Source organism: Micromonospora radicis, from assembly GCF_003583405.1.
Classification (GTDB): Bacteria; Actinomycetota; Actinomycetes; order Mycobacteriales; family Micromonosporaceae; genus Micromonospora; species Micromonospora radicis.
In genome coordinates this window covers 72,110-96,924 of the sequence record NZ_QXEC01000017.1, presented here as the reverse complement: position 1 = coordinate 96,924, position 24,815 = coordinate 72,110, and the positions used below count along the sequence as shown (strand labels likewise).

20 protein-coding genes are annotated in these 24,815 nt (G+C 71.5%); 12 read left to right on the top strand and 8 right to left on the bottom strand.

The genetic code is table 11. The annotated features are described in order from the left end of the window. The first annotated feature begins 19 nt into the window (after positions 1-19). The 3 genes from D2L64_RS18210 (at position 20) to D2L64_RS18200 (ending at position 2,314) form a co-directional block, all read left to right on the top strand. On the top strand, positions 20-307 hold the full coding sequence (locus D2L64_RS18210; protein ID WP_199714598.1) for a hypothetical protein: 288 nt from the start codon (positions 20-22) through the stop codon (positions 305-307). 36 nt (positions 308-343) lie between these two features. Beyond that, positions 344-1,207: an AAA family ATPase gene (locus tag D2L64_RS18205; RefSeq protein ID WP_119578127.1), complete on the top strand. Its 864-nt coding sequence runs from the start codon at positions 344-346 to the stop codon at positions 1,205-1,207. 108 nt (positions 1,208-1,315) lie between these two features. Continuing rightward, positions 1,316-2,314, top strand: coding sequence for a TerC family protein (locus D2L64_RS18200; protein ID WP_119578125.1), 999 nt, complete (start codon positions 1,316-1,318; stop codon positions 2,312-2,314). Here the strand turns inward: D2L64_RS18200 and D2L64_RS18195 are convergent, their stop codons facing one another. From D2L64_RS18195 to typA, 3 genes are all read right to left on the bottom strand, one after another. After that, entirely contained in the window at positions 2,315-3,235 is a 921-nt protein-coding gene (locus tag D2L64_RS18195) for a C40 family peptidase (RefSeq protein ID WP_119578124.1), read from the bottom strand. Between the two features lie 114 nt (positions 3,236-3,349). Continuing rightward, positions 3,350-4,240, bottom strand: coding sequence for a serine hydrolase (locus tag D2L64_RS18190; RefSeq protein ID WP_119578123.1), 891 nt, complete (start codon positions 4,238-4,240; stop codon positions 3,350-3,352). Positions 4,241-4,249: 9 nt separating this feature from the next. Beyond that, positions 4,250-6,118, bottom strand: a complete 1,869-nt coding sequence (gene typA / locus D2L64_RS18185) for a translational GTPase TypA (protein WP_119578122.1) — start codon at positions 6,116-6,118, stop codon at positions 4,250-4,252. Positions 6,119-6,320: 202 nt separating this feature from the next. On the opposite strand from typA, the gene D2L64_RS18180 reads away from it, so the two are divergent. Further along, positions 6,321-7,232, top strand: a complete 912-nt coding sequence (locus D2L64_RS18180) for a lytic transglycosylase domain-containing protein (protein WP_119578121.1) — start codon at positions 6,321-6,323, stop codon at positions 7,230-7,232. Here the strand turns inward: D2L64_RS18180 and D2L64_RS18175 are convergent. Continuing rightward, complete coding sequence (locus D2L64_RS18175; RefSeq protein WP_119578119.1) at positions 7,226-9,331, bottom strand: MMPL family transporter; 2,106 nt, start codon at positions 9,329-9,331, stop codon at positions 7,226-7,228. The genes D2L64_RS18180 and D2L64_RS18175 overlap by 7 nt on opposite strands. 183 nt (positions 9,332-9,514) lie before the next feature. On the opposite strand from D2L64_RS18175, the gene D2L64_RS18170 reads away from it, so the two are divergent. From D2L64_RS18170 to D2L64_RS18160, 3 genes are all read left to right on the top strand, one after another. Next, on the top strand, positions 9,515-10,033 hold the full coding sequence (locus D2L64_RS18170) for a MarR family winged helix-turn-helix transcriptional regulator (RefSeq protein WP_119578118.1): 519 nt from the start codon (positions 9,515-9,517) through the stop codon (positions 10,031-10,033). 6 nt (positions 10,034-10,039) lie between these two features. After that, the gene (locus D2L64_RS18165) at positions 10,040-11,725 is read left to right on the top strand and encodes a CocE/NonD family hydrolase (RefSeq protein WP_119578117.1); all 1,686 of its coding nucleotides are present in this window, start codon (positions 10,040-10,042) and stop codon (positions 11,723-11,725) included. Between the two features lie 148 nt (positions 11,726-11,873). After that, the gene (locus D2L64_RS18160) at positions 11,874-12,773 is read left to right on the top strand and encodes a hypothetical protein (protein WP_119578116.1); all 900 of its coding nucleotides are present in this window, start codon (positions 11,874-11,876) and stop codon (positions 12,771-12,773) included. 100 nt (positions 12,774-12,873) lie between these two features. Here D2L64_RS18160 and D2L64_RS18155 read toward each other — a convergent pair whose 3' ends face one another. Then, on the bottom strand, positions 12,874-13,077 hold the full coding sequence (locus tag D2L64_RS18155; RefSeq protein ID WP_119578115.1) for a cold-shock protein: 204 nt from the start codon (positions 13,075-13,077) through the stop codon (positions 12,874-12,876). Positions 13,078-13,320: 243 nt separating this feature from the next. Here D2L64_RS18155 and D2L64_RS18150 point away from each other — a divergent pair, with 243 nt between their 5' ends. Continuing rightward, the gene (locus D2L64_RS18150; RefSeq protein ID WP_119578114.1) at positions 13,321-13,929 is read left to right on the top strand and encodes a DedA family protein; all 609 of its coding nucleotides are present in this window, start codon (positions 13,321-13,323) and stop codon (positions 13,927-13,929) included. Between the two features lie 18 nt (positions 13,930-13,947). On the opposite strand, the gene D2L64_RS18145 is transcribed toward D2L64_RS18150, so the two are convergent. Continuing rightward, positions 13,948-14,601, bottom strand: a complete 654-nt coding sequence (locus D2L64_RS18145) for an MBL fold metallo-hydrolase (protein WP_119578113.1) — start codon at positions 14,599-14,601, stop codon at positions 13,948-13,950. A 71-nt stretch (positions 14,602-14,672) separates the two neighbouring features. Beyond that, positions 14,673-14,843, bottom strand: a complete 171-nt coding sequence (locus D2L64_RS27315) for a hypothetical protein (protein ID WP_158603513.1) — start codon at positions 14,841-14,843, stop codon at positions 14,673-14,675. Between the two features lie 169 nt (positions 14,844-15,012). Between D2L64_RS27315 and rsgA the strand changes: the two genes are divergently transcribed. The 3 genes from rsgA (at position 15,013) to D2L64_RS18130 (ending at position 20,003) form a co-directional block, all read left to right on the top strand. Continuing rightward, positions 15,013-16,026: a ribosome small subunit-dependent GTPase A gene (gene rsgA, locus D2L64_RS18140; protein ID WP_119578112.1), complete on the top strand. Its 1,014-nt coding sequence runs from the start codon at positions 15,013-15,015 to the stop codon at positions 16,024-16,026. 319 nt (positions 16,027-16,345) lie between these two features. Then, a complete protein-coding gene (gene uvrA, locus D2L64_RS18135) occupies positions 16,346-19,285 on the top strand; it encodes an excinuclease ABC subunit UvrA (RefSeq protein WP_119578111.1) in 2,940 nt (979 codons plus the stop codon). Positions 19,286-19,526: 241 nt separating this feature from the next. Next, on the top strand, positions 19,527-20,003 hold the full coding sequence (locus D2L64_RS18130) for a Rieske (2Fe-2S) protein (RefSeq protein WP_119578110.1): 477 nt from the start codon (positions 19,527-19,529) through the stop codon (positions 20,001-20,003). 64 nt (positions 20,004-20,067) lie between these two features. Here D2L64_RS18130 and D2L64_RS18125 read toward each other — a convergent pair whose 3' ends face one another. Beyond that, complete coding sequence (locus D2L64_RS18125) at positions 20,068-23,331, bottom strand: penicillin acylase family protein (protein ID WP_119578109.1); 3,264 nt, start codon at positions 23,329-23,331, stop codon at positions 20,068-20,070. Between the two features lie 144 nt (positions 23,332-23,475). On the opposite strand from D2L64_RS18125, the gene D2L64_RS18120 reads away from it, so the two are divergent. Beyond that, entirely contained in the window at positions 23,476-24,807 is a 1,332-nt protein-coding gene (locus tag D2L64_RS18120; RefSeq protein WP_119578108.1) for a jacalin-like lectin, read from the top strand. Positions 24,808-24,815: the final 8 nt, after the last annotated feature.

The window sequence follows — 24,815 nt, the reverse complement described above, 5'->3', positions numbered from 1 at the left end:
CCGACGGAGGGAAGCAGCGATGATCGACTGGCTTACCGGGGCGGCGTTCACCGTGTTCGGTGTCGGCGTGACCTGGGCGGAGCTGCTGGGCTTCGGTACCGGGGTGCTCAACGTGTGGCTGGTGCCCGGCAGCGGATCGCGAACTGGCCCGTCGGCATCGCCAACGTACTTGCTGTTCTGGACCGCCGGGCTCGATCTGATCTTCCTGGGCCGGTGCGTGCTGGGTCTGCGCGCCTGGCGTGCCGACCTGCGCCGACGCGCCGGTGCGACGCCGGTGCCATCCGGTCCGCTGGTGGCCACCCCATGACCGTCCCGGCCGCCGAGTTCCGGCACGGCCTGGTGGTTGGGCAAGTTCTACCCGCCGCACGCCGGGCACCACGCGCTGGTGCGGGCCACCGCCGCCCGCTGCGCCCGGGTCAGCGTGGTGGTGGCGCCCGCGCGCCGGGAGTCGATCCCGCTGGCCGACCGGTTGGCGTGGCTGCGCGAGGAGCACGCGGACACGCCCTGGGTGCGGTTCGTGGGCCGCTACGACGACCGTCCGGTCGACTACGCCGACCCGGCCGCGTGGGACGCGCACTGCGCGGTGTTCCGGGAGGCCGTCGGCGCGGATCCGGTGGACGCGGTGTTCTCCTCCGAGACGTACGGCGAGGAACTGGCGCGGCGGTTCGCGGCCGTACCCGTCTGTGTGGATCTTCGGCGGCGGGCCGTGCCGGTCTCCGGTACCGGGGTGCGGGCGGACCCGGTGGGGCACCGGCGGTGGCTCGGGCCGGCGGTGCGGGCCTGGTTCGTCCGCCGGGTGGTGGTGGTCGGCGCGGAGTCGACCGGTACCACCACGATGGCCGCCGCCCTGGCGGCGCACTACGACACCGACACCCGGGCCACCGGGGGGTGGGAGGAGCGGTATCTCGGGTCGGCCTCGGCGCAGGTGCGGGCGGCGGCCCGGCGGCCGGCGCTGTACCTGTTGACCGACCACGTCGGGGTGCCGTTCGACGACGACGGGCTGCGGGACGGGGCGCACCTGCGGGGCTGGATGACTGAGCGGTTCCGGGCCGAGTTGGTGGATTCCGGCGTGCCGGTGGTCGAGCTGTCCGGAGCACACCCGCAGTGGCTGTCGCGGGCCGTCGCCGCCTGCGACGAGTTGTTGGCGGCCGGTTGGTCGCTGGCGGATCCGTTGGTCGACCCGACCGAGGCAGCAACCTCCACCTAGCCTCCTAGGAAACCCGACCGGGTGTGGGCATCGACACCGGTCCGGGAGCACCGGCGGGCGGGGCGTACCGTGTGCCGGTTGCTGGGTGCCTGCCGGAGGAATGAAACTGTGAACGTGTCCGGACTCGTGTGGGTGGCTACACTCGTCGCCCTGACCGCGGTGCTCCTGGTGGACCTGCTCATCATCGGGCGTCGTCCACACGAGCCGAGCGTGCGGGAGTCGAGCCTGTGGGTCGCCTTCTACGTGGGGCTGGCGCTGCTGTTCGGGGTCGGGCTCTGGCTGACCGCCGGGGCCAGCGTGGCGGGGCAGTTCTACACCGGCTGGTTGACCGAGTACAGCCTCTCGGTGGACAACCTCTTCGTCTTTATGATCATCATGGCCCGGTTCTCGGTGCCCCGGCAGTACCAACAGAAGGTGCTGCTCGTCGGCATCGTGCTCGCCCTGGTCATGCGCGGCGGTTTCATCGCCGCCGGTGCCGCCCTCATCTCGCAGTTCACCTGGGTCTTCTACCTCTTCGGCGCATTCCTGATCTACACCGCGATCAACCTGGCCCGGCAGGGCGAGTCGGCCGAGGAGGAGTTCCAGGAGAACGTGCTCGTGCGGTGGAGCCGACGGGCGCTACCGATCTCGCGGGGCTACGACGGTGCGCGGCTCACCGCCCGCGAGGGCGGCCGGCGTCTGTTCACACCGATGCTCATCGTCATGATCGCGATCGGCACCACCGACCTGATCTTCGCCCTCGATTCGATCCCGGCGATCTTCGGCATCACCCACGAGCCGTACCTGGTCTTCACCGCCAACGTCTTCGCACTGATGGGGCTACGGCAGCTGTACTTCCTGCTCGGCGGCCTGCTGGAGCGCCTGATCTACCTGAGCTACGGCCTGGCGGTGGTGCTCGGCTTCATCGGGGTCAAGCTGATCCTGGAGGCGCTGGCGGAGAACAACCTGCCGTTCCTCAACGGCGGCGAGCCGGTCGGCTGGGCGCCGCACATCCCGATCTGGCTGTCCCTGCTGGTGATCATGGGAACGCTGGCCACCGCCACGGTGGCCAGCCTGGTCAAGTCGTCCCGCGACCGGCGCCGGGAGGTCACCGGCACGCGCGGCTGATCAGATCCGGTGGGCACCGACCAGGGTGGCGGTGCGGTCGGCCGGCAGTCGTTCCTCCAGCACCCGCTGGTGCTGGTAACAGGCGTGCAGCATGCGCCGCTCGTCGCCGGGCCGGACGTCGGCGGTGACGATGCCGATGTGGTGGACCCGTTGCCCGGGGCGGGCGAAGGCGTACAGGTCGCCGGGGCGTTCCGCGCCCAGCTCGACCGGCTGGCTGGCGGCGGCCTGGTCGCTGGCGTCGCGGGGCAGCGGTACGCCGAGCCGACGCCAGGTCAGGTGGACCAATCCCGAACAGTCGATCCCGTACGCCGACAGGCCACCCCACAGGTAGCCGACGCCGATCAGCCGGGATGCCACGGCGAGCACCTCCGCGGCGGTGGGCGGCCGGGTCGGTGCGGGGGCCAGGTGTGCCGCCGGCAGCCACAGCGGCTCGGAGCGCCCAGGGGTGTGCACCGGACGCCAACCGTCGACCGGTGGCCCGGCCGGCGCCAGCCGGGTGCCGAGGACGACCCCGGGTAGCACGACCGGGCCGTCCGGCGTGGCGCGCAGGGCGGTGACCATGGCGTCCACCACGACCTGGGCGGCGCCGTCCACGCCCGGTTCCACCGGCGCCAGGTGCACCGCGGGCAGCCAGCCGGGGTAGCCGCGCGGGTCGAGCCGCTCGGACGGCTGCTCGACGGCGACCACGTGTGCCCAGCCGTCCGAGCGGATCGCGGTGACCAGCACCCGCTCGCCGAGCAGGAGTTGGCTCAGTACGCAGTCGCCGCCCTGCCGGTCGGCGTCCAGGCCGGCGACCCATGCCCCGACATCGGCGAGCGCCCCGAGCGCCGGTGCGTCGTCCGGTCGGACCGCCTCGGGTGTTTCCCACAGCGTGCCGACGGCGACCCTGACCACCGCTTCGGCGTCTGACCGCACGTCCACCCCCGGGTCGGTTGCAACCCTGTTGTGGGGACGATATGAGGGATCCTCGTGCCTATCAATCCTCAGTCTGAATCTTTACCTCGGTGACCGGGTGCGGGTGCGGTGCGCGCGTGGTCAGTGTGCCGAGGTCGGCGGCGGGTCGGCCGGCGTGAGGTGGTGGCGGGCCTGCCACACCCGGGTGGAGATGTCCGCGGCCAGCTGGCGGGCGTCGACGTCGCTCCGCGCGCCGGACGGTTGCTCGGTGAGCGGGGTGGTGGTGCAGACCACGATCAGGTACGGGGCGGCGTCTTCGGGGAAGACCACCGCCGCGCCGTGCCGGATGCCGGGTACCCAGCCGTTCTTGTGCGCGAGGCGGACGCCGGCCGGTAGCCCCTCGGCGACGTCCTGGCGGATCTGTTGGGCGCAGAGCACGTCCAGCATCTCGGCGCAGCCGGCGGGCGAGGCGATCGGTCCCGGTCGGGTGGCGCCGGTGGCGATGGTGTCGAGCAGGGCGGCCAGGTCGGCGGCGGTGACCAGGTTGGTGATGCCGACCTCGCGGGCGGCGAAGTCCTCGATGCCGCGGGCGGTGCCGCTGTGCCGGGCACCGGCGAGCGCCCAGACCTCGGCCAGCGCGGGGCGCCCGAGGTGCTCGATGAGCAGGTTGGTGGCGAGGTTACTGGACCGGACAATCATCCGCTCGGCGAGCCAGCGTGGCGGCACGTGCTCGCCGAGTCGGGCCCAGACGGCGTCGTCGTTGTCGTAGTGGCGGGCACAGCCGTACGGGGCGGCGTCCGGCCGGGCCGAGGTGAACCGGTTGGACACCTCGACCGGGGCGTCCAGGTCGAGGCGACCGGTCTCGGCGGCTCGGTACAGCGCGGCGAGCACGGCCAGTTTCATCGTGCTCGCCGCATAGTGGGTGACCTCGGCGTGCCGGGTCCAGGTGGGCGGGGCGTGGAGTCGTCCCGCGTACACCGAGACCGTGCCGGGCGTCTCCGCCAGCCGCGCGTCGAGGTCGCCCAGGTCCATCCGGCGCGGTCAGCCGGCGTGCTTGCGGCGGGCGGCGGCGCGGGCCCGCTGGGTCTGGTCGAGGGTCACCTTGCGGATGCGGACCGCGGCCGGGGTGACCTCGACGCACTCGTCCTCACGGCAGAACTCCAGCGCCTGCTCCAGCGACAGCTTCCGCGGCGGGATCAGCTTCTCGGTCTCGTCGGCCGTGGACGAGCGCATGTTGGTGAGCTTCTTCTCCTTGGTGATGTTGACGTCCATGTCGTCGGAGCGGGAGTTCTCCCCGACGATCATGCCCTCGTACACCTCGGTGCCGGGCTCGACGAAGAGCTGGCCACGCTCCTGGAGATTGGTCATCGCGAACGCGGTGACGCTGCCGGACCGGTCGGCGACCAGCGAGCCGTTGTTGCGGGTACGCAGCTCGCCGAACCACGGCTCGTAGGACTCGAAGACGTGGTGCAGGATGCCGGTGCCCCGGGTCTCGGTGAGGAACTCGGTACGGAAGCCGATCAGCCCGCGGGCGGGGACCAGCCACTCCATCCGGATCCAGCCGGTGCCGTGGTTGACCAGCTGTTCCATCCGGCCCTTGCGGGTGGCCAGCAGCTGGGTGATGGCGCCGAGGTACTCGTCCGGCGCGTCGATGGTGAGCCGCTCCACCGGCTCGCAGGTCTTGCCGTCGATCTCCCGGGTGACCACCTGCGGCTTGCCGACGGTCAGCTCGAAGGACTCGCGGCGCATCTGCTCGACCAGGATCGCCAGGGCGAGTTCCCCGCGGCCCTGCACCTCCCAGGCGTCGGGCCGCTCGGTGGGCAGTACCCGGAGCGAGACGTTACCGACGAGTTCCTTGTCCAGGCGGTCCTTCACCATCCGGGCGGTGACCTTGGCGCCCTTGACCCGACCGACCAGCGGCGAGTTGTTGGTGCCGATGGTCATCGAGATGGCCGGCTCGTCGACGGTGATCAGCGGCAGTGGCCGCGGGTCCTCGGCGTCGGCGAGGGTCTCGCCGATCATGATCTCGGGGATGCCGGCGACGGCGATGATGTCGCCCGGTCCGGCCGACTCGGCGGGCTTGCGCTCCAGACCCTCGGTCATCAGCAGTTCGGAGATGCGGACCCGCTGGGTGCTGCCGTCGGTGCGGCACCAGGCCACGGTCTGGCCCTTGGCGATGTTGCCCTGGCGGACCCGGCACAGCGCCAGGCGGCCGAGGAACGGGGAGGCGTCGAGGTTGGTGACGTGCGCCTGGAGCGGCGCGTCCGCGTCGAACGCGGGCGCCGGGATGGTGTCGAGCAGGGTGCGGAACAGCGGCTCCAGTGAGGTGCTGTCGTCCGGCACCGAGCCGTCGGCCGGCTGGGTCAGCGAGGCGATGCCGTCGCGGGCGCAGGCGTAGACGATCGGGAAGTCGATCTGCTCCTCGTCGGCGTCCAGGTCGAGGAAGAGTTCGTAGGTGTCGTCGACGACCTCCTTGATCCGGGCGTCGGGACGGTCCACCTTGTTGATCACCAGGATGATCGGCATCCGGGCCTTGAGGGCCTTGCGGAGCACGAACCGGGTCTGCGGCAGCGGGCCCTCGCTGGCGTCGACCAGCAGCACCACCCCGTCGACCATGGTCAGCCCGCGCTCGACCTCACCGCCGAAGTCGGCGTGCCCGGGCGTGTCGATGATGTTGATGGTGACCGGGTCCGAGCCGTCCGCCGGCAGGTAGCGCACGCCGGTGTTCTTGGCCAGGATGGTGATGCCCTTCTCCCGTTCGAGGTCCATCGAGTCCATCACCCGCTCGGTCACCTCGCCCCGGGCGCCGTAGGCGCCGGCCTGCCGCAACATGGCGTCGACCAGGGTGGTCTTGCCGTGGTCGACGTGAGCGATGATGGCGACGTTGCGGAGGTCGGTGCGAAGCTGCATGCCTCCATCCTCCCGCCTGGGCCGATGCGGTGCGCGCCGGGGTCACACTCGGTGGGCTTGCCGAGCGTCCGAGCGCGCTTCCGGTACCGATTGTGGCAGCTGGGGCGGGCGGGCGCGGGCGTCGTGGGGCAGTTTCGGGGACACCGGGGACGGGCCCATCCTGCTAGCCTGCGGCGGTTCGTCACTGCCGAAGGGGGTCGACATGGGGCGGAACGTCACTCGGGTGGGCATCGCGTTCGTTGCCGCGGCACTGCTGGTGGCCGGGGGCGGCTGCGCCAGGGTGGACGGCGGCTCGCCCCGGGAGTTGCCCGCGCCGGTCGCGTTCCCCGAGGACCAGCCGCCGGAGAGCGCCGAACCGGACGAGTCGGCCCTGCCGGACGAGGCGAGCGCCACCCCGGCGGCGGTGGAGTCGATGGGTGCCGCGCCGAAGGCCAAGGCCAGCGCCAGTGCCTCGCCGTCGGCGTCCGGCTCCCCCTCGGCGAAGCCGAAGCCGAAGCGGACCTCGACCGCGCCGCGGACGGTGCCGAAGCCGCCGACGGAGACGAAGGTGCCGCCGGCCCCGCCCAAGCCGGCGCCGAGCAGCTGCAAGCCCAGCTACAAGGGTGACCAGGCCAGTCGGGCGCAGGCCAAGGCGGCGCTTACCGACGCGGCGGGGCGTACCTACTGGCCCACCTCGGCGCCGGACATCCGCATCCCGTTGAATCTGATCAAGGCGACCGCCTGGCAGGAGAGCGGTTGGCAGTCCAACATCGTGGCCTGCGACGGTGGCATCGGCCTGATGCAGGTGATGCCGGACACGGCGACCTGGATGAACCAGCGGTTCGGTCAGAACTATGACGTGTGGGACTACCAGGACAACGCCTACCTCGGCGGGACGTACCTGGCGTGGCTCACCAAGTACATCGGTGACATGTACTTCGACTCGGACTACCGGCTCGACGCCGGGCTGTGCACCAGCGAGTTGAACTCGTGCCTGCTCAACGCGGTCATCGCGGCGTACAACTACGGGCACGGCGCGGTGGCCCGGGAGGGGCAGCCGTTGGCCGTCCCCAACCCGAGCTACGTGCGTAACGTCCGTGCGCTGATGACCGAGTGCGTCTGCCTGGGCTACTGAACCTGGCTGGGCGGGTGGACCGGGCTGGGCGTGATCCGGCCCGGCCACCAGAACCGCTCGCCGAGCAGGAAGGTCAGCGCGGGGACGACCACCGTGCGTACCAGCAGGGTGTCCAGCAGTACGCCGAGGCAGACGATGATCCCGATCTGGGTCAGCGTGATCAGCGGTAGCACGCCGAGCAGGGCGAAGACCGCGGCGAGCAGGATGCCGGCGCTGGTGATCACCCCGCCGGTGACCCGCAGCGCGGAGAGCATCCCCTTACGGGTGCCGGTGGTGCGGGCGTCCTCGCGGGCCCGGGTGACCAGGAAGATGTTGTAGTCCACGCCGAGTGCGACGAGGAACACGAAGGCCAGCAGCGGTACGCCGCTGTCCAGTGCCGGGAAGCCGAGCACGTGCTCGAAGAGCAGCCAGGCACCGCCGAGGCTGGCGAAGTACGACGCGACGACCGTGGCCACGAGCAGGATCGGGGCGACCAGTCCACGCAGCAGCAGGACCAGGACGGCGCCGACGAGCAGCAGGATGAGCGGCAGGATCAGGCGCAGGTCCTGGGCGTCGGCCGCCGCCGAGTCGTACCTGCCGGCGACGGTGCCGCCGACGACTGCGCCGGGCAGGTCGCCGACCCCCGCCACGGCCGGTGGGGCGGAGCCGTCGACTGCGGCGACCGCGGCCCGCAGCCGTTCCACGGTCCGGTCCGCGGCCGGGGTGCCCGATTCGGCATCGAGGACCACGTCGACCTGGGCGACGTCGGGCCCGGCGGCGCCGGGGCGGGCCGCGGCGACGCCCGGTACGTCGGCGGCGGCCGCGGTCACCGCCGGTACGGCACCGGGGTTGGTCAGCACCGCCAACGGCTGGGTGGTGCCGGCGGGGAAGGCCCGGGCCAGGGTCTGTGCCCCGGCGACGGCCTCCGGCTGGACCCGGAACTGCTCGGTCTCCGACAGGCCGGTCCGGATGCCCAGGCCGCCGAGGGCGAGCCCGGCCAGCAGCAGGGTGGCCAGCACCGCGACGGGCGCCGGCCGGCGGACCACGGCGGCGCCGAGCCGACCCCAGATCCGGCCTTCCCGGCCGGTGCTGCCGACCTCCGGCACGAACGGCCAGAACAGGCCGCGACCGAGCAGGACCAGGACGGCCGGCAGGACGAACAGGGCCGAGGCCATCGCGAGCAGGATGCCGACGGCGCAGGCCACGGCGAGGGCCCGGTTGAGTTCCTGCTGGCTGAGCAGCAGGGTGAGCACACCGAGCATGACGGTGCCGCCGCTGGCGAGGATCGGTTCGGCGGTCCGTCGCAGGGCGGCGCGCATGGCCACGTAGCGGTCCGCCTCGCGGCGTAGTTCCTCGCGGTAGCGGGCGATCAGCAGCAGCGCGTAGTTGGTGGCGGCGCCGAAGACCAGGACGCTGGCGATGCCGGTGACGGCGCCACCGGCGAAGTTGATCCCGACGGCCGGGATGATCGTGTCGAGGGCACGCAGGGTGAGCTGTTCGGTGGCGGCCACGATGAGCAGCGGCACCATCCACAGCACCGGGCTGCGGTAGGTGACCAGCAGCAGCACCGCAACGACGGCGGCGGTGAAGGCGAGCAGGGTGACGTCGGCGCCCTCGAAGACCTTGGTCAGGTCGGCGGTGAAGGCGGGCGGTCCGGTCACCTCGACGGTGAGGTCGGCGGGGAACCCGGTGAGCGCCGCGCGGAGGTCGGCCACCCGACCGGCGATCTCCTCCTGGCCGCCGGTGCTGAACAGGGGTACGGCGACCAGGGCCACCGTGCCGTCGGGGGAGAACTGCGGCGGGGCGACCTGGTCGGCGGCGGCGAACCGGCTCAGGTCGGCGGTGGCGTCGGTGACCGCGTCGCGGTCGGCCTGGCTCAGCGGTGCCGCGTCGCCCCGGCTGACCACCACCACGGCGGGCTGCACGTCGCTGGCGGGCAGTTCGTCCTGCAGTCGTTCGGCCTGGGTGGACTGCCACTGCTCGGACAGGCCGGTGGCGGAGACCGGCGGCGGGTTGTCGGGGATGGGAAGCCCGAAGACGGCCGCGCCGGCGACGACGGCCACGGCGACGGCGAGCCAGGCCGCCCGGCGACTTCCGGCGACGCGGGTGAACAGGGACATGCGCTGAGCTCCGGTCTCTCGACAAGACATATCTAGGCTATCGAGAGTTTCGACCATCAAGAGAGATGACGCAACTGCTGGCAGCTGTCGAGAATCTCGACAGCCGAGACGCCGTCCGATGCTGAGCTATGCTGCGGGCCGGGGAATCTCGGGAGGAAACGGCGGGACGTGACAGGTCACGGGATGTACCGGCGGCGTGACACGCGGCGGGACATGCTGGTCGCGGAGATCACGGCCGAGCTGCGGCGCTACTGCGTGGACGCGCAGCACGTCGGGCACGCGTTCGCCGGCCAGCACGGCCTGGGCGCCACCGACCTGCAGGCGCTGATCGCCGTGATGGACGCCGAGCTGACCGGCGAACCGATCACCCCCGGCCGGCTCGGTGAACAGCTGGACCTCTCCTCGGGCTCCGTCACCGCGCTGATCGACCGGTTGGAACGGGCCGGGCACATCCGCCGCGACCGGGACACCACCGACCGGCGTAAGGTCCTGCTGCACTACGCGGAGCGGGGCGCCGCCGTGGCGATGGACTTCTTCCGCCCACTGGGGGAGCGCACCGACGCGGTGATGGCCGGCTTCGGCGACGACGAACTGGAAGTGGTCTACCGGTTCATCACCGCGATGGGCGGCTCGCTGCGGGAACACCGAGACGAGGTGCGGGCCGCGCGGGTCGAACCGGCACCGCGACGCCGGACGGACTGAGCGCCGGTGCTGGATCGGCTGGCGTCCCGACTCGCCGTGGCCGCGCTGCGGCTGCCCGCGGCGCGTACCCGGCGGATCGTCGTCACCCGCGACGTCGCGGTCCGGGCCCGCGACGGGGTGATCCTGCGCACCGACCACTACGCGCCCGACCTGCCCGGCGCGCCGACGGTGCTGATCCGGACCCCGTACGGCCGGGGTGGACCGATGCGGCTGCTCTGCCGGATCGCCGCCGAGCAGGGCTTCCACGTGGTCATCCAGTCGTGCCGAGGTACCGGCGGCTCGGGCGGTTCGTTCGATCCGTTCGCGTTCGAGCGCGACGACGGCCTGGACACTCTCGACTGGCTGCGCCGGCAGCGGTGGTGGGGTGGGGCGTTCGGCATGTTCGGCGCCAGCTACCAGGGCTTCGTGCAGTGGGCCCTGGCCGCCGACGCGGGTGGGGAACTACGCGCGATGGTTGCCGTGGCCACCGCCTCGGCCACCCGCGACTCCACCTACGCCGGGGAGTCGTTCGCCCTGGACACGGTCCTGACCTGGGTGGAGTTGCTGCAGGCGCAGACCGTGCCGTGGCTGGCCCGGCAGTGGGAACTCAAGCGGGGACAGCCCAGGCTGGTCGCCGCCCTGTCCCATCTACCGCTGGTCGAGGCCGACCGGGTCGCCACCGGGGTCACCGTGCCGTTCTTCCAGGAGTGGCTGCGGCAGCACACCCCACAGGCCGACTACTGGCGGAGTCGGGTCTTCGACGACCGACTGCACCTGGTCCGCGCCCCGGTGGCGATGGTCAGCGGCTGGCACGACATCTTCCTGCCCGCGCAGTTGCGCGACTACGCCGCGCTGCGCGCCGTCGGCGCCCGGCCACGGCTGACCGTCGGCCCGTGGACGCACGGCAGTCCCGGGCTGTTCGTCGCCGCCCTGCGTGCGGGGCTCAGCTGGCTGGACGCCCATCTCACGTCGAGCGCCGGCACCGGAACCCCGCCGGCCGCCCCGGTCCGGGTGCACGTCGGTGGTACCGGTGGAGGTTGGCGGGACCTGCCCGACTGGCCCCCGCCGGCCCGGCTCACCCGGTGGCACCTGCACCCGGGCTCCGCCCTGCGTACCGCCGCGGCCGTGCCGTCCCCACCGGACGGATTCCGGTACGACCCGGCCGACCCGACCCCGTCGCTGGGTGGGCCGCTGCTGGTGGCGCAGCGGGCCGGCCCGGTCGACAACCGACCGGTGGAGCGCCGCGCCGACGTGCTGACCTGGACCAGCGAGCCCCTCACCGACGCACTCGAGGTGATCGGCCCGGTACGAGCGGAGATCCACCTGCGCAGCGAACTGGCCTACCTTGACGTCTTCGTGCGACTGTGCGACGTGGACCACCGCGGTCGATCCTGGAACGTCTGTGACGGACTGGTCCGGGTCGACCCACAGCGGTTCCCGGTCGACAGTGCCGGAGTCTGCGCGGTTCCGGTCGAGATGTGGCCCACCGCCCACCGCTTCGCCCCCGGCCACCGCCTGCGACTACAGGTCTCCGGTGGTGCTCACCCTCGGTACGCGCGCAACCCCGGAACCGGTGAACCACTCGGCGCGGCGGTCACCCTCCGTGGTGGATATCGCGAGATCCTGCACGATCCAGATCGTCCGTCCGCAGTGGTCCTGCCGGTCGTCGACTCTGCCTCTCAGCCATCTCCAAGCCGGATTCAGCGCCTCTGAGCTGGGCATTTGTTCGGTGGTCGGGCTATGGTGGTGCTACGCCCGGCGCCGTGCAGCTGATAGTCGGGCCCGCCTGTGAAGCTTCCCGCCGCGTGACGCGGTGTCACCGTCGTGCCCGGCTCCCGACGAGACCGTGAAGGGGGAACCCATGACGCGGGCACCGGCAAACCTGATGGCCGTCCGCTCCCTGCTGCTCCAACACCTCAACCGCGATCCCAACCGGGTACGCGACGAGGATCTCGAACCCAACGAGGTGGGCATCGTCGGCGATGCCAACCACCGCGGCGGATACCACTGTGGATCCGACCGGGTGGTGACCAACGACTACTCGGTGGTCGAGTCGTCGCGGGATCGCAACGGCCTGACCCTCGACGCGGCGGCACTGGACGTGGGCATGTTCCGGGTCGGCAGTGGCGGTCGGAGCCACGACCTGTTCAGCTTCTCGACCTGGTGCGTCCAGCAGTGCCAGGCCAACGCGGCGGACACCCGGGACATCCGGGAGATCATCTACTCGCCGGACGGCAAGGTCGTCCGGCGGTGGGACCGACTCGGTCGGCGGAACACCGGCGACCGCTCCCACCTGTGGCACACCCACTTCAGTTTCTTCCGCGACTCGATCAAGGCGAACCGCGACCAGACACCGTTGTTCCGTCGCTACCTGACCAGCATCGGTCTCATCACGACCCAGAAGCCGGAGGAGAACGACATGACACCCGAGGAGCACAACTGGCTCAAGACCGTGCACCGCAACCTGACGGTCCTGGACGGGCGTAACCCGGTCGGGCAGACCTACACCCGGATGGCCATGGGTGAGGACCACACCGACCCGAAGTTCAAGGTGAACCACCCGACGCTGCGGAGCATCGGTTCGCAGCTCACCGCACTCCAGACGGCGATGGACTCGCTGCTCAACCGTGACTTCACCGACGAACAGGCGATCGTGAGCGGGGTGCTCGCCGGACTCACGCCGCAGGAGATCGCCGCCGCTATCCCACCCACCGTCGCCCAGCAGGTGGTGCAGGAGCTGGGCCGGCGACTGGCGGCCTGACCGCCGACGTTGCAGGTGACAGTTGAACCGGGCCACGGGTGGCGGCTGGACCGCCGGGCCACGGGTGGCGGCGGCCAACCGGCCGCCGCCACCGGCACCGTCACATCGAACGGACGTTGTCCGCCTGCGGACCCTTCTGCCCCTGCGTCACGTCGAACTCGACCTTCTGCCCCTCAGTCAGCTCCCGGTAGCCACTGCTCGCGATCGCCGAGTAGTGCACGAAGACGTCGGGCCCGCCGCCGTCCTGCTCGATGAAACCGAAGCCCTTTTCCGAGTTGAACCACTTCACGGTGCCGGTTGCCATGTGCCTTTTCTCTCTCCCTGTTCCAGGCGGGCGACCGCCGCCTCCATGGCCGCCGATCGCCCGATACCTTCCAGAGGTTAACCGGTGGAAAGCGCGTTTGCCGGGCGAAGCGCGCCAAGTACTGGCGGAACTGCCTACACCCCGGGTCGGAGGGACGATCAGGGATCCCCCGGAGGCCGCCGCGGAAAACGTCGGGTGGTAACCCGATGCCCCCGGCTGCGATCAGGGCCTAGCGTACAGGGCATGGCAGACCAGTTGGTCCAGGTCGGGGAGCTACCCCTGGCACTGCTGATGGGCGTACTCGGCGTGGTCATGCTCTTCGACGCGGTACCGCTGTTCGGAGTGCTCGTCCCCGGCGACGTGGTGGTGCTCGCCGCCGTGGCGCTCGGCAACCCCACCACCGGCGTGGCGACCTTCGTCGCCACGGTGACCGGCTGCCTCGCCGGCTGGTCGCTGAGTTTCCTCGTCGGTCGACGATGGGGCGACCAACTGCGGCACAGCCGCTTCGGTGGCTGGGTCGGCGAGGACCGCTGGGTGGCGGCGGAGCGGATCCTGCTTCGCAACGGCGGGCGGCTGGTGCTGGTGGCACCCTTCCTGCCGGTGTTCAACGCGTTGCTGCCGCTGGCCGCGGGCGGGCTGCACATGTCGTACCGGCGGTTCCTCTGCTTCGCGGCCCTCGGCGCGGCCGCCTGGGCCGGGCTCTACCTGGTGGCGGGTACCGCGTCCCGGTCGGTGGCCGGACTGCTCCCGGCGGGCGCCAGTCCGCTGCCGTTCACGATGGTCGGGGGGCTGCTGGTGGCCGCGGCGGTACTGCTCGGCACCCGGCGCCGGCTCCGCAAGATCACCGACTGACCCCCGCCACCGGACCGGTCACCAGCCCCGGGCGCGCCACTCGGCGAGCTGCGGACGTTCCGCGCCGAGCGTCGAGTCCCGACCGTGCCCCGGATAGAACCAGGTCTGGTCGGGCAGCCGGTCGAACAACTTGTGCTCCACGTCGTCGATCAGCGCGGCGAAGCGTTCCGGATCCCGGTCCGTGTTGCCCACCCCGCCGGGGAAGAGGCTGTCCCCGGTGAACAGGTGCGGGACGCCGGTGGGGTCGCGGTAGAGCAGCGCCACCGAACCCGGGGTGTGCCCCTTGATGTGGATGACCTCCAGCGCGCAGTCGCCGACCGGCACGGTGTCGCCGTCGGCGAGGGTCGCCGCCTCGATCGGTAGCCCGGCCGCGTCGTCGGCGTGTACCAGCGCACGGGCGCCGGTCTTGGCCACCACCTCCGCCAGCCCCACCCAGTGGTCCATGTGCCGGTGAGTGGTCACCACCGCGCTCAGTCCGGCGTCGCCGACCAGCTCCAACAGGCGGGGTGCCTCGTTGGCCGCGTCGATCAACACCTGCTCACCGGTGCCGCGGCAACGCAGCAGGTACGCGTTGTTGTCCATCGGGCCGACCGAGACCTTGGTGATGGTCAGCCGCTCGAGTTCGCGTACCGCCGGGGTGCCGCCGGGGGTGACTTCTCCGCTGTAGGTCATTTCTGGCTAGATCCATTCGGGTGGGCGGGTCAGCTGACCGTCAGGGCTGACGGGCTGGGTGGAACCGGGGCTCAGGCCGGCACCGGCATCACCGCGACCACCTCGGCGAACCGGTCGGCCCGGCGGCGCAGGTGGTCCGACTGCGCCGCGACCGAGCGTCGGGGGTGGGCCGCGGCGGTCCGGGCCAGGACGTGCGTCCGCTCGACCACGTCGTCCGTGGGCAACAGCGGATCCATGGTCACCACCCGACCCTAGCCGTCCGGCGCCGACCGCGTCGCCGGGGAAATCGCTTCCGGTGCGAGCACCACGCCTCCTACCGTTGAAACGGTTCGCGGCGCCGGAACGGAGGAGGTGGTCGTCATGCCGGTCACCGCTCGTCCGTAACACCCGCACCGACCTGAACGAGGAGCCTTGAAGAATAACCTGACCGCCCTGGGCTGGGACACCGACCGGGCGGCACACCTGAGTCGTATCCACGCCCACCACCGCCCGGGCCGGGTTGCCCGGGTCGACCGCGGCGTCTGCACCGTACTGACCGAGGACGGGCCGGTGCGCGCCTCCTGCGGCGGGAACGTGCTCGCCGCCGCGGCCGGTGACGCCACCCGGCTGCCCGGCGTCGGCGACTGGGTGCTGCTCGGCACCTGGCCCGACGCGCGGGTGACGGTGGAGGCGGTGCTGCCCCGGCGTACCGCCCTGATCCGGCGCACCGCCGGCAAGGACGCCGCCGGCCAACTGCTCGCCGCCAACCTGGACACCGCCGCCGTGGTCGAGCCGGTCCATCCCGCGCCGGACCCTGCCCGCGTCGAGCGGTTGCTCTCGTTGGTCCACGAGTCCGGCGCCCGGCCGCTGGTGGTGCTCACCAAGACCGACCTGACGCCCGACCCGGCGGCGGTGGCGCGCCAGCTCGCCGCCGTCGCGCCCGAGGTGCCGGTGCTGCCGGTGAGCGTCGAGACGGGTGCCGGCCTGGCGTCGTTGCGCGCCGAGGTGGCCCCCGGCCACACCCTCGGTCTGCTGGGTCCCTCCGGCGCCGGCAAGTCGAGCCTGGTCAACGCGTTGGCCGGGGCGTTGGTCATGCCGACCCAGTCGATCCGGCGGGTCGACGGCAAGGGTCGGCACACCACCACCTGGCGCGCGCTGGTTCCGCTGCCCGGTGGCGGCGCCGTGCTGGACACCCCGGGCGTACGGGCGGTCGGCCTGCTCGACGGCACGGCCGGCCTAGACCGAGCCTTCGGTGACATCGCCGATCTCGCCCTGGACTGCCGGTACGGCGACTGCGGCCACGAGGCCGAACCGGGTTGCGCCGTGCGGGCCGCTCTGGAGTCCGGTGACCTGTCCACCCGGCGCTGGCGGAACTGGCGCCGCCTGCACCGCGAGATCGCCCACGAAACCCACCGCCGCACCACCCGCCACCCCCACCGCCCGTAACCCACCCCGCCCACCCCGCCTACCCCCGCCGCTCCCTACCGCGCCGTCGATCTTGCAGCTTCGGTCGCCGTAATGACGTTTTTGCTCCGTTATGTCCAGACCCAAACTGCAAGATCCACGAGGCGGGGGCGGGGTGTGCGGCAAGGGCCGAGGGGGTGGGACGGGGTGGGTGGGGGTGGGGGAATGTGTGGCGGGGGGAAGTTGTCGTAGGTCGGGTCTACAGTTGCCGAGGCGCACTCTCCGCGCTGGCACAACCGCTGGGTTCATCCCAAACGCGGACAGATCTTCCTCGTCATTCTCACCCGGGAGTACACGGACCGTGGCCGACCGTTTGATCATCCGTGGCGCGCGCGAGCACAACCTGCGTGACGTCAGCCTCGACCTGCCCCGGGACGCCCTGATCGTGTTCACCGGGCTGTCCGGGTCGGGCAAGTCGAGCCTGGCGTTCGACACGATCTTCGCCGAGGGGCAGCGCCGGTACGTCGAGTCGCTGTCGTCGTACGCCCGGCAGTTCCTCGGCCAGATGGACAAGCCGGACGTCGACTTCATCGAGGGGCTGAGCCCGGCCGTCTCCATCGACCAGAAGTCGACCTCGCGCAACCCGCGGTCCACCGTCGGCACGATCACCGAGGTCTACGACTACCTGCGGCTGTTGTACGCCCGGGTCGGCGAGCCGCACTGCCCGGTCTGCGGCGAACGGATCTCCAAGCAGAGCCCGCAGCAGATCGTGGACCGGGTCCTCGCGATGGCCGAGGGCACCCGGTTCATGGTGCTGGCCCCGGTGGTGCGGGGCCGCAAGGGCGAGTACGTCGACCTCTTCGCCGAACTCCAGGCCAAGGGGTACGCGCGGGCCCGGGTGGACGGGGTGGTGCACCAGCTCACCGATCCGCCGAAGCTCAAGAAGCAGGAGAAGCACACCATCGAGGTGGTCATCGACCGGCTCAGTGTGAAGGCGAGCGCCAAGCAGCGGCTGACCGACTCGGTCGAGGCGGCGCTGGGGCTCTCCGGCGGTCTGGTGCTGCTGGACTTCGTCGACCTGGCCGAGGACGACCCGGGCCGGGAGCGGCGCTACTCCGAGCACCTGGCCTGCCCCAACGACCACCCCCTCGCGATCGAGGATCTGGAGCCGCGGGTCTTCTCGTTCAACGCCCCGTACGGTGCCTGCCCCGAGTGCACCGGTCTGGGCACCAAGAAGGAGGTCGACCCGGAGCTGGTGGTGCCCGACCCGGAGCGCACCCTGCGCGAGGGCGCGATCCAGCCCTGGTCGACCGGGCACAACCTGGAGTACTTCCTGCGTCTGCTGGAGGCGCTCGGCGAGGCGGAGCACTTCGACATCGACACCCCGTGGCGGGCGTTGCCGTCGCGGGCGCAGAAGACCATCCTGCACGGCTCCGGCGACCAGGTGCATGTGCGCTACCGCAACAAGTACGGCCGGGAGCGCTCGTACTACACCGGTTTCGAGGGCGTGGTGCAGTGGATCGAGCGCCGGCACTCCGACACCGAGAGCGAATGGTCGCGGGAGAAGTACGAGGGCTACATGCGCGACGTGCCGTGCGCCGCCTGCGGCGGTGCCCGGCTCAAGCCCGAGGTGCTCGCCGTCACCCTGGCCGGGCGCAGCATCGCCGAGGTCTGCAACCTGTCCGTGGGTGAGTGCGCCGACCTGCTGGCCGGCATCGAGCTGACCGACCGGCAGAAGCTGATCGCCGAGCGGGTGCTCAAGGAGATCAACGCCCGGCTGCGGTTCCTGCTCGACGTCGGCCTGGACTACCTCTCCCTGGACCGGCCGGCCGGTACCCTCTCCGGCGGCGAGGCGCAGCGCATCCGGCTGGCCACCCAGATCGGTTCGGGGCTGGTCGGCGTGCTCTACGTACTGGACGAGCCCTCCATCGGGCTGCACCAGCGTGACAACCACCGGCTGATCGAGACCCTGGTCCGGCTGCGTGGCCTGGGCAACACGCTGATCGTGGTGGAGCACGACGAGGACACCATCCGCACCGCCGACTGGATCGTCGACATCGGGCCCGGTGCGGGCGAGCACGGCGGGCGGATCGTGCACAGCGGCTCGGTGCCGGAGCTGCTGGCGAACCCGGAGTCGATGACCGGGGCGTACCTGTCCGGCCGTCGGGAGATCCCGACCCCGAAGGGGCGCCGCCCGCAGGCCCCCGGGCGGGAACTGGTGGTGCAGGGTGCCCGCGAGCACAACCTGCGCAACCTGACCGTGAGCTTCCCGCTGGGCCAGCTGATCGCCGTCACCGGGGTCAGCGGCTCCGGCAAGTCGACCCTGGTCAACGACATCCTGTACGCGGTGCTGGCGAACCAGATCAACGGCGCGCGGCTGGTGCCGGGCCGGCACACCCGGGTCGCCGGGCTGGAGCACGTGGACAAGGTCGTCGGGGTCGACCAGTCACCGATCGGTCGTACGCCGCGCTCCAACCCGGCCACCTACACCGGCGTCTGGGACCACGTGCGCAAGCTGTTCGCCGAGACCACCGAGGCCAAGGTCCGGGGGTACGGGCCGGGTCGGTTCTCGTTCAACGTCAAGGGCGGGCGCTGCGAGGCGTGTTCCGGCGACGGCACCATCAAGATCGAGATGAACTTCCTGCCCGACGTGTACGTGCCGTGCGAGGTCTGCAAGGGCGCCCGGTACAACCGGGAGACCCTGGAGGTGCACTACAAGGGCAAGACCGTCTCCGACGTGCTGGAGATGCCGATCGAGGAGGCGGCCGAGTTCTTCTCCGCCATCCCGGCCATCCACCGGCACCTCAGGACCCTCGTCGACGTGGGCCTGGGCTACGTGCGGCTGGGGCAGCCGGCGCCGACGCTCTCCGGTGGTGAGGCGCAGCGGGTCAAGCTCGCCTCCGAGTTGCAGAAGCGGTCCACCGGGCGGACGGTGTACGTGCTCGACGAGCCGACCACCGGCCTGCACTTCGAGGACATCCGCAAGCTGCTGCTGGTGCTGGAGGGGCTGGTCGACAAGGGCAACACGGTGATCACGATCGAGCACAACCTGGACGTGATCAAGAGTGCCGACTGGCTGATCGACATGGGGCCCGAGGGCGGCCACCGGGGCGGCACCGTGCTCGCCACGGGCACCCCGGAGGAGGTCGCCGAGGTCGCCGAGAGCCACACCGGGCAGTTCCTGCGTACCGTGCTCAAGCTCGACGGCACGGCCAAGGGCGCGGCGGCGGCGACCGCCCGGGCGGCCAAGGCCAACGGCGGCAGGTCGCGCGCCGGCCGCAAGACGCCCGCCATCCGCTGACCTCACCCCGGCGGCGCGCACCGCACCGGTACCCGCCGAGGTGGAACGGCGGCGCCACCAGCTGGTGCGCCGCAAGGGCGGGTTGCCGCTGTGAACGGGCGGTGCCACCGCTGTGAGAATGCGGTGACATCGGTGCGGGTGGCCCTTCGGGTGGTCGATCGGGTGAACCGCGGGGCAGAGTGGTCCGGGTTGGGGAAACGTAGCCGCGGATCATGCACGGTGGTACCGAGGAGGGCGTGAGATGACTGACGACCAGGTGGCGGCGGGGCCGGTGCGGACGCGGCGGGCGTTGCTGGCCGGTGCGGGGGCGGCCGGCGCGGCGGTGGCGCTGTCCGCCTGCGGCGGCGGTGACGACAACGGTGCCGTGCCGACCAGCCCGGGGCCGGCGGTGACGAACACCGGCGACGCCGGTGGCGGCGACCGGCAGGGCAGCCAGTCCCTGGCCCGTACCAGCGACATCCCGGTCGGCGGCGGTGCCATTCTGGCGGCCCAGGGGATCGTGATCACGCAGCCGTCGGCGGGGGAGTTCCGCGGCTTCGACCCGAAGTGCCCGCACCAGGGGTGCAACGTGTCGACCATCGAGGGCGGCACGATCAACTGCGTCTGCCACCAGAGCCGGTTCTCCATCGAGGACGGCTCGGTGCGGTCCGGCCCGTCTCCGGCGCCACTGGCGACCAAGGACGTCAAGGTCGAAGGCGACCAGATCTCCCTGGCCTGAGTCGCCCGGCCCGTGCGGTCGACGGTCGTGGCCGGGGCGTCACCCCGGCCACGACCGGCCGTCCTCAGTGCGCGTACACGGACAGTTCCCAGAGCGAGAAGCCGTAGGAGCTGCCGCGGGTCAGGCCGTACATCCGGACGTAGCGGGCCTGCTCCGGGCCGAAGGCGAGCACGTCGGTGCCGCCGTCGCCCGCGGTGGTCGAGCGGACCTGCCGCCAGTTGTTCCCGTCGGTGGAGACCTCGATCCGGTACGACCGGGCGTACGCCGCCTCCCAGGCCAGCACCACCCGGCCCACCTGCCGGACGCTGCCCAGGTCGACCCTGATCCACTGGTTGTCGGACCAGGAACTGGCCCAGCGGGTATCCAGGTTCCCGTCGACGGCGCGGGCGGCGCCGTTGCCGAGTTGGCTGCTGGAGGCGGTCACCGGTCGCCCGGCGGCCAGGTTGGTCAGGTCGTCGCCGCGTCGGGCCGGGAACGAGACCACCTGCTGGTAGGTGGGGCGGTTCTGCCAGGCGATGGTGGCGTGCTTGATGCCGCCCAGCGGCGACTGGATGATCGCGTCGGCGCACCACTGGTCACCGGCCGCACAGCTGGCGTCGCCCGGGTAGGTGGTGGTGACCGGGGTGGCCGCCGCCGTGCGCAGGGTGTCCAGCAGGATCTGCCGGCACGCACCCAGGTTGCCGTTGCCGCAGAAGGTACGCCCGGGGCCACCGGCGACCGGGGCACCGAGAACCGACCGCAGGTCCTTGTCGACGTAACCCCACCAGCCGTACTGGAACGCGGAGCCCTTGTGCGTCTGTGCCCCGTTGGCCGAGGACGGCAGGTTCGACACGTCACCCTGTTGCAGGCCGGAGGGGGACTCGTTGACCTGAAGGGTGTTGATCAGCGACTGGTAGAGGTCGGGGCCGAGCGGGTCCCGGAACATCCCCCGGACCAGCAGCGGCCACCAGGCGTCGAAGGTACGGATCGCCTCGGCGTGCTGGTACACCTTGCTGCCCTTGGCGGTCTCCACCCGCAGCGCCCCGGCCTGCCGCCACGCCCTCAGCCGGCTGATCTCGGCCGCGACGGCGGTGTCGGTGATCGGCTGGCTCTCCAGCACCCGGATCAGCTCGTCGAGCACCTCCGCGCCGCGCAGGTCGGTCAGCCCGGCCCGCTGCACCAACTCGGTCAGCGAGCCTCGGTCGAACTTGTGGCCCGCCGCGATGGCCGCCTTCACCGGCTTGTCCAGCAGGTCACCCCGGTGTACGGCGCCGAAGCTGAAGTTGCCGTCGGCCGCCCCGAAGTCCTTGGCCTGCTTGTTGTTCCAGCTGATGTAGTAGTCCTGGTCGATCGACTGCGGGTGGGCGGAGCGTGGCGCGTACCGGGCGGTGCGGGCGTCCGGGTCGAAGTCCTGCCACTCGTAGGCGCGATCGGCGCGCATCGGCAGGTTCGGGTTGCTGCCGGCGGCGCGTACCGGGTTGAGTCCGGAGTTGAAGTACCCGGCCTGGGTGGAGTTCACGTAGAACCAGTTGAAGGCGTACTCGACGTGGTGCGCCGAGTTGAGGAACGCCTCGGCGGTGCCCATCTGGGTCGGGTCGTTGAACATCTGGAAGCCGATCGCCGAGTCGGCCTCCCGTCCGTAGGTGGAGCGCAGCTGGGTGAAGGCGTGCGGGGCGCCGCCGACGGTGCCGCGCCAGGCCACCAGGCCCAGCTTGGTCCGCCAGGCGACCAGCTTGTACGACCCGGCCGGGGTGCTGTCGGCGACGGTGGGGTTCCACCGGTTGACGTGGGACAGCTCCTCCATCGCCAGGCACTGACCGCGGAACAGGTAGTGGTTGCTGGCCAGCGTCGGCGTGCCACCGCCGGGCACGCAGAGCGGTACCGCGTACGTGTCGGTGATGTCGTGGATGGACGAGGTGGCGCTCCAGGCGTAGTCCTGGCCCCGCCCGAGCAGGACGTACAGGTTGAGCCCGGCGAACGCGGCGCCCCGGGCGCTGATGCCCGGGCCCTGCAACTCCTGGACCATCAGCAGTTGCGGGGAGAAGTAGCCGGTCTGCGGCCCAAACACGGCGATCGGGTGACCGGTCGCGGAGTGCTCGGCGGAGATCACCGCCGCGTTGGACATGCCCCGGTTGGCGGGGGTGATGGTCAGCCCGGAGAGCGCGGCGGCAAGTTCGGAGGAGCGGTTGGTGCCGGCGGTGGTGGCGGAGCCGGTGGCGGCGGTGAAGATCGGCTCGACCCGGGCCGAGCCGGCGTCGGGCAGTACCACGCTGGGCGCGTCGGGGGAGGCGTCGCCGTACGGGAAGCTCTGCCCGTCGTGCAGGGTCAGCACGGTCTCCGGGTCGTTCTGCCCCCGGAAGCCGTTCCACACCCGGTCGCCCTCGACCGGTCCGTACTTGGCCCGGGCGGCGATTCGGACCAGCGCGGACTGCATCTCGGTGCCGCCTCCGCCGCCGAACAGGCCGCCGACCACCCCGGCGATGGCGATCAGATCGGTCATGACGAACGGCTTCGGCCCACCGGCGTTGGTGATCGCGTCGAGGTGGCCGGTGAGCACGTACTCGCCGGGACAGTTGCGGTTCGCCATGCAGGTGCGGATGTAGGCGTTGACTCCGGCGATGTACTCCTGCACGTCGGCGTAGAGCTGTTCGCCGCGGCTGCCGGCCTTCTGCCGCAACGCCGCCACCTGGGCGGCCAGGTCCGCCTCGGTGTACGGGGCGGTACGCCAGACGCTCTGCTCCAGGTCGCGGTTGCCGGGTGCGCCCCCGGCGAACGAGGTGAGGGTGCCCCGACCGACGTGGCGCAGCAGGTCCATGGTGAACAGCCGGTCCTCGGCGCCGGCGTAACCGGCGCCGTACATGGTGCCGGCCCGGGTGCTGCCGGTGATGTGCGGGATGCCGGTGGCCCGGTCCCGCAGGATCCGTACGTCCGAGCGTGGCGAGTAGTCGCGTTCGACCTGGTTGGGGGCGACGCCGAAGGCGGCGTCGTGGAAGAAGTTGTCGATCTGTTCCTCGCGCAGTCCGGCGTAGCCGTACACGAGGTTCGCGTACCTGTCGAGTTGGTCGGCGGAGTGCCGGGGCAGGGTGCCGAAGGCCTGGTTGCCGAGGATCTCGACCAGGGTGGCGTTGCCGTTCTGGCCCGGCGGCAGGATCTCCGAGCACTCGCCGAGGCAGTAGTCGTCGCCGGCGAAGGCGCTGGCGACGTTCACGGCGAGGGTGTCGGCTCCGGCGGGCGCGGCAAGCGGGGTGGTGGCGGTGGCGGTGGTCGGGACGGCGACCAGGAGGGCGGCGACGGCGACGGCGCCGGTCGCACCGGCGAGCAGTCGGCGGGTGGCGGTATGAGCAGGCATGGCGATCCTCAGTGGGCGGGGGACCATCGGGCGGAGGATTACATGAAGAACATTCAGTTACTGGATGGTAAGCTTCGCCGCCCGATATTGGAAGATGTCAATCGGCCTGCCCGTCGGCCCGCGCCGTCGAGAAGGGACACCCGGATGATCGCCGTACGCCTGCTCGCGTCCATGGCACTGCTCGCCGCCCTGCTTCCCGCCGCGCCGGTCGCCGCCGCGCCGGTCACCCCCACCGCCGGCACCGACGGCGGCAGTTTCTCGGTGCTCACCTACAACGTCGCCGGTCTGCCCGAGCCACTCTCCAGCGGTCGGCCGTCGGTGAACACCCGGCCGATCGGCGAGCGGGTCAACGCGTACGACATCGTCCACGTGCAGGAGGACTTCAACTACCACGCCGACCTGTACGCCACCGACCGGCACCCGCACCGCACCCCGACCAGCGGCGGCGTGCCCTTCGGCGATGGCCTGAACACCATGTCGAACTTCCCGTACTCGGACTTCACCCGGGTCAGGTGGAACCGCTGCAACGGCACCGACTGCCTGACGCCCAAGGGCTTCACCCAGTCGCGCGTCCGGCTGGCCGAGGGGGTCTTCGTCGACTTCTACAACGTGCACACCAATGCCGGCAGCACCGAGGCCGACCTTGCCGCGCGTCGCGCCAACGTCACCCAACTGTCGCAGCACATCTCCGCCAACTCCGCCGGCAACGCGGTCGTGGTGATGGGCGATCTCAACGTTCGTTACACCCGCGACGGGGACAACATCCGGGACCTGGTCGCCGCCAACGGCCTGACCGACGTCTGGGTCCAGCAGGAGCACGGCGGGCAGCCGCCGGCCGCCGGCAGCCCGGCGTTGGTCTGCGACCCGGCCAACCTCAGCAACTCCTGCGAGGTGGTCGACAAGATCCTCTACCGGGGGAGCCGACTGGTCCGACTGGCCCTCGACCGCTACCACAACGAGTACGCCCGGTTCCTCGACCCGGCCGGCGACCACCTGTCCGACCACTACCCGCACGCCGCCTGGTTCAGCTGGACCCTCGAACCCGGCCTGCGCCAGAGCGACACCTGGGGCGGCCCGCACGGCACCCCGTTCACCGATTTGACCGCCGTCGGTCCCCGGGTCACCGTGCTCGCGCTGCGCGGCGGCGCCCGCCTCGACCAGGTCGGCCTGACCTTCGCAGACGGCACCAGCCGTAGCCACGGCGGCGGGGGCGGCAGCCCGGTCCACCTCACCCTGACGCCGGGTGAACGGATCACCGAGGTCACCCTCACGCAGGGGCAACGCAACGGTCGTACCCGGATCTTCTCGGCCCGCTTCACCACCAACCTCGGTCGTACGCTGGCCGCCGGCACGCCCACCTCGGCGGCGGTGACCTTCACCGCGCCGCCCGGCGGTGGACTCGCCGGCTTCTTCGGCCGCAGCGGCGACGAGGTCGACCAGCTCGGGGTGATCTGGGCTGTCGGTGGCGGCGACTAATCTCGGTG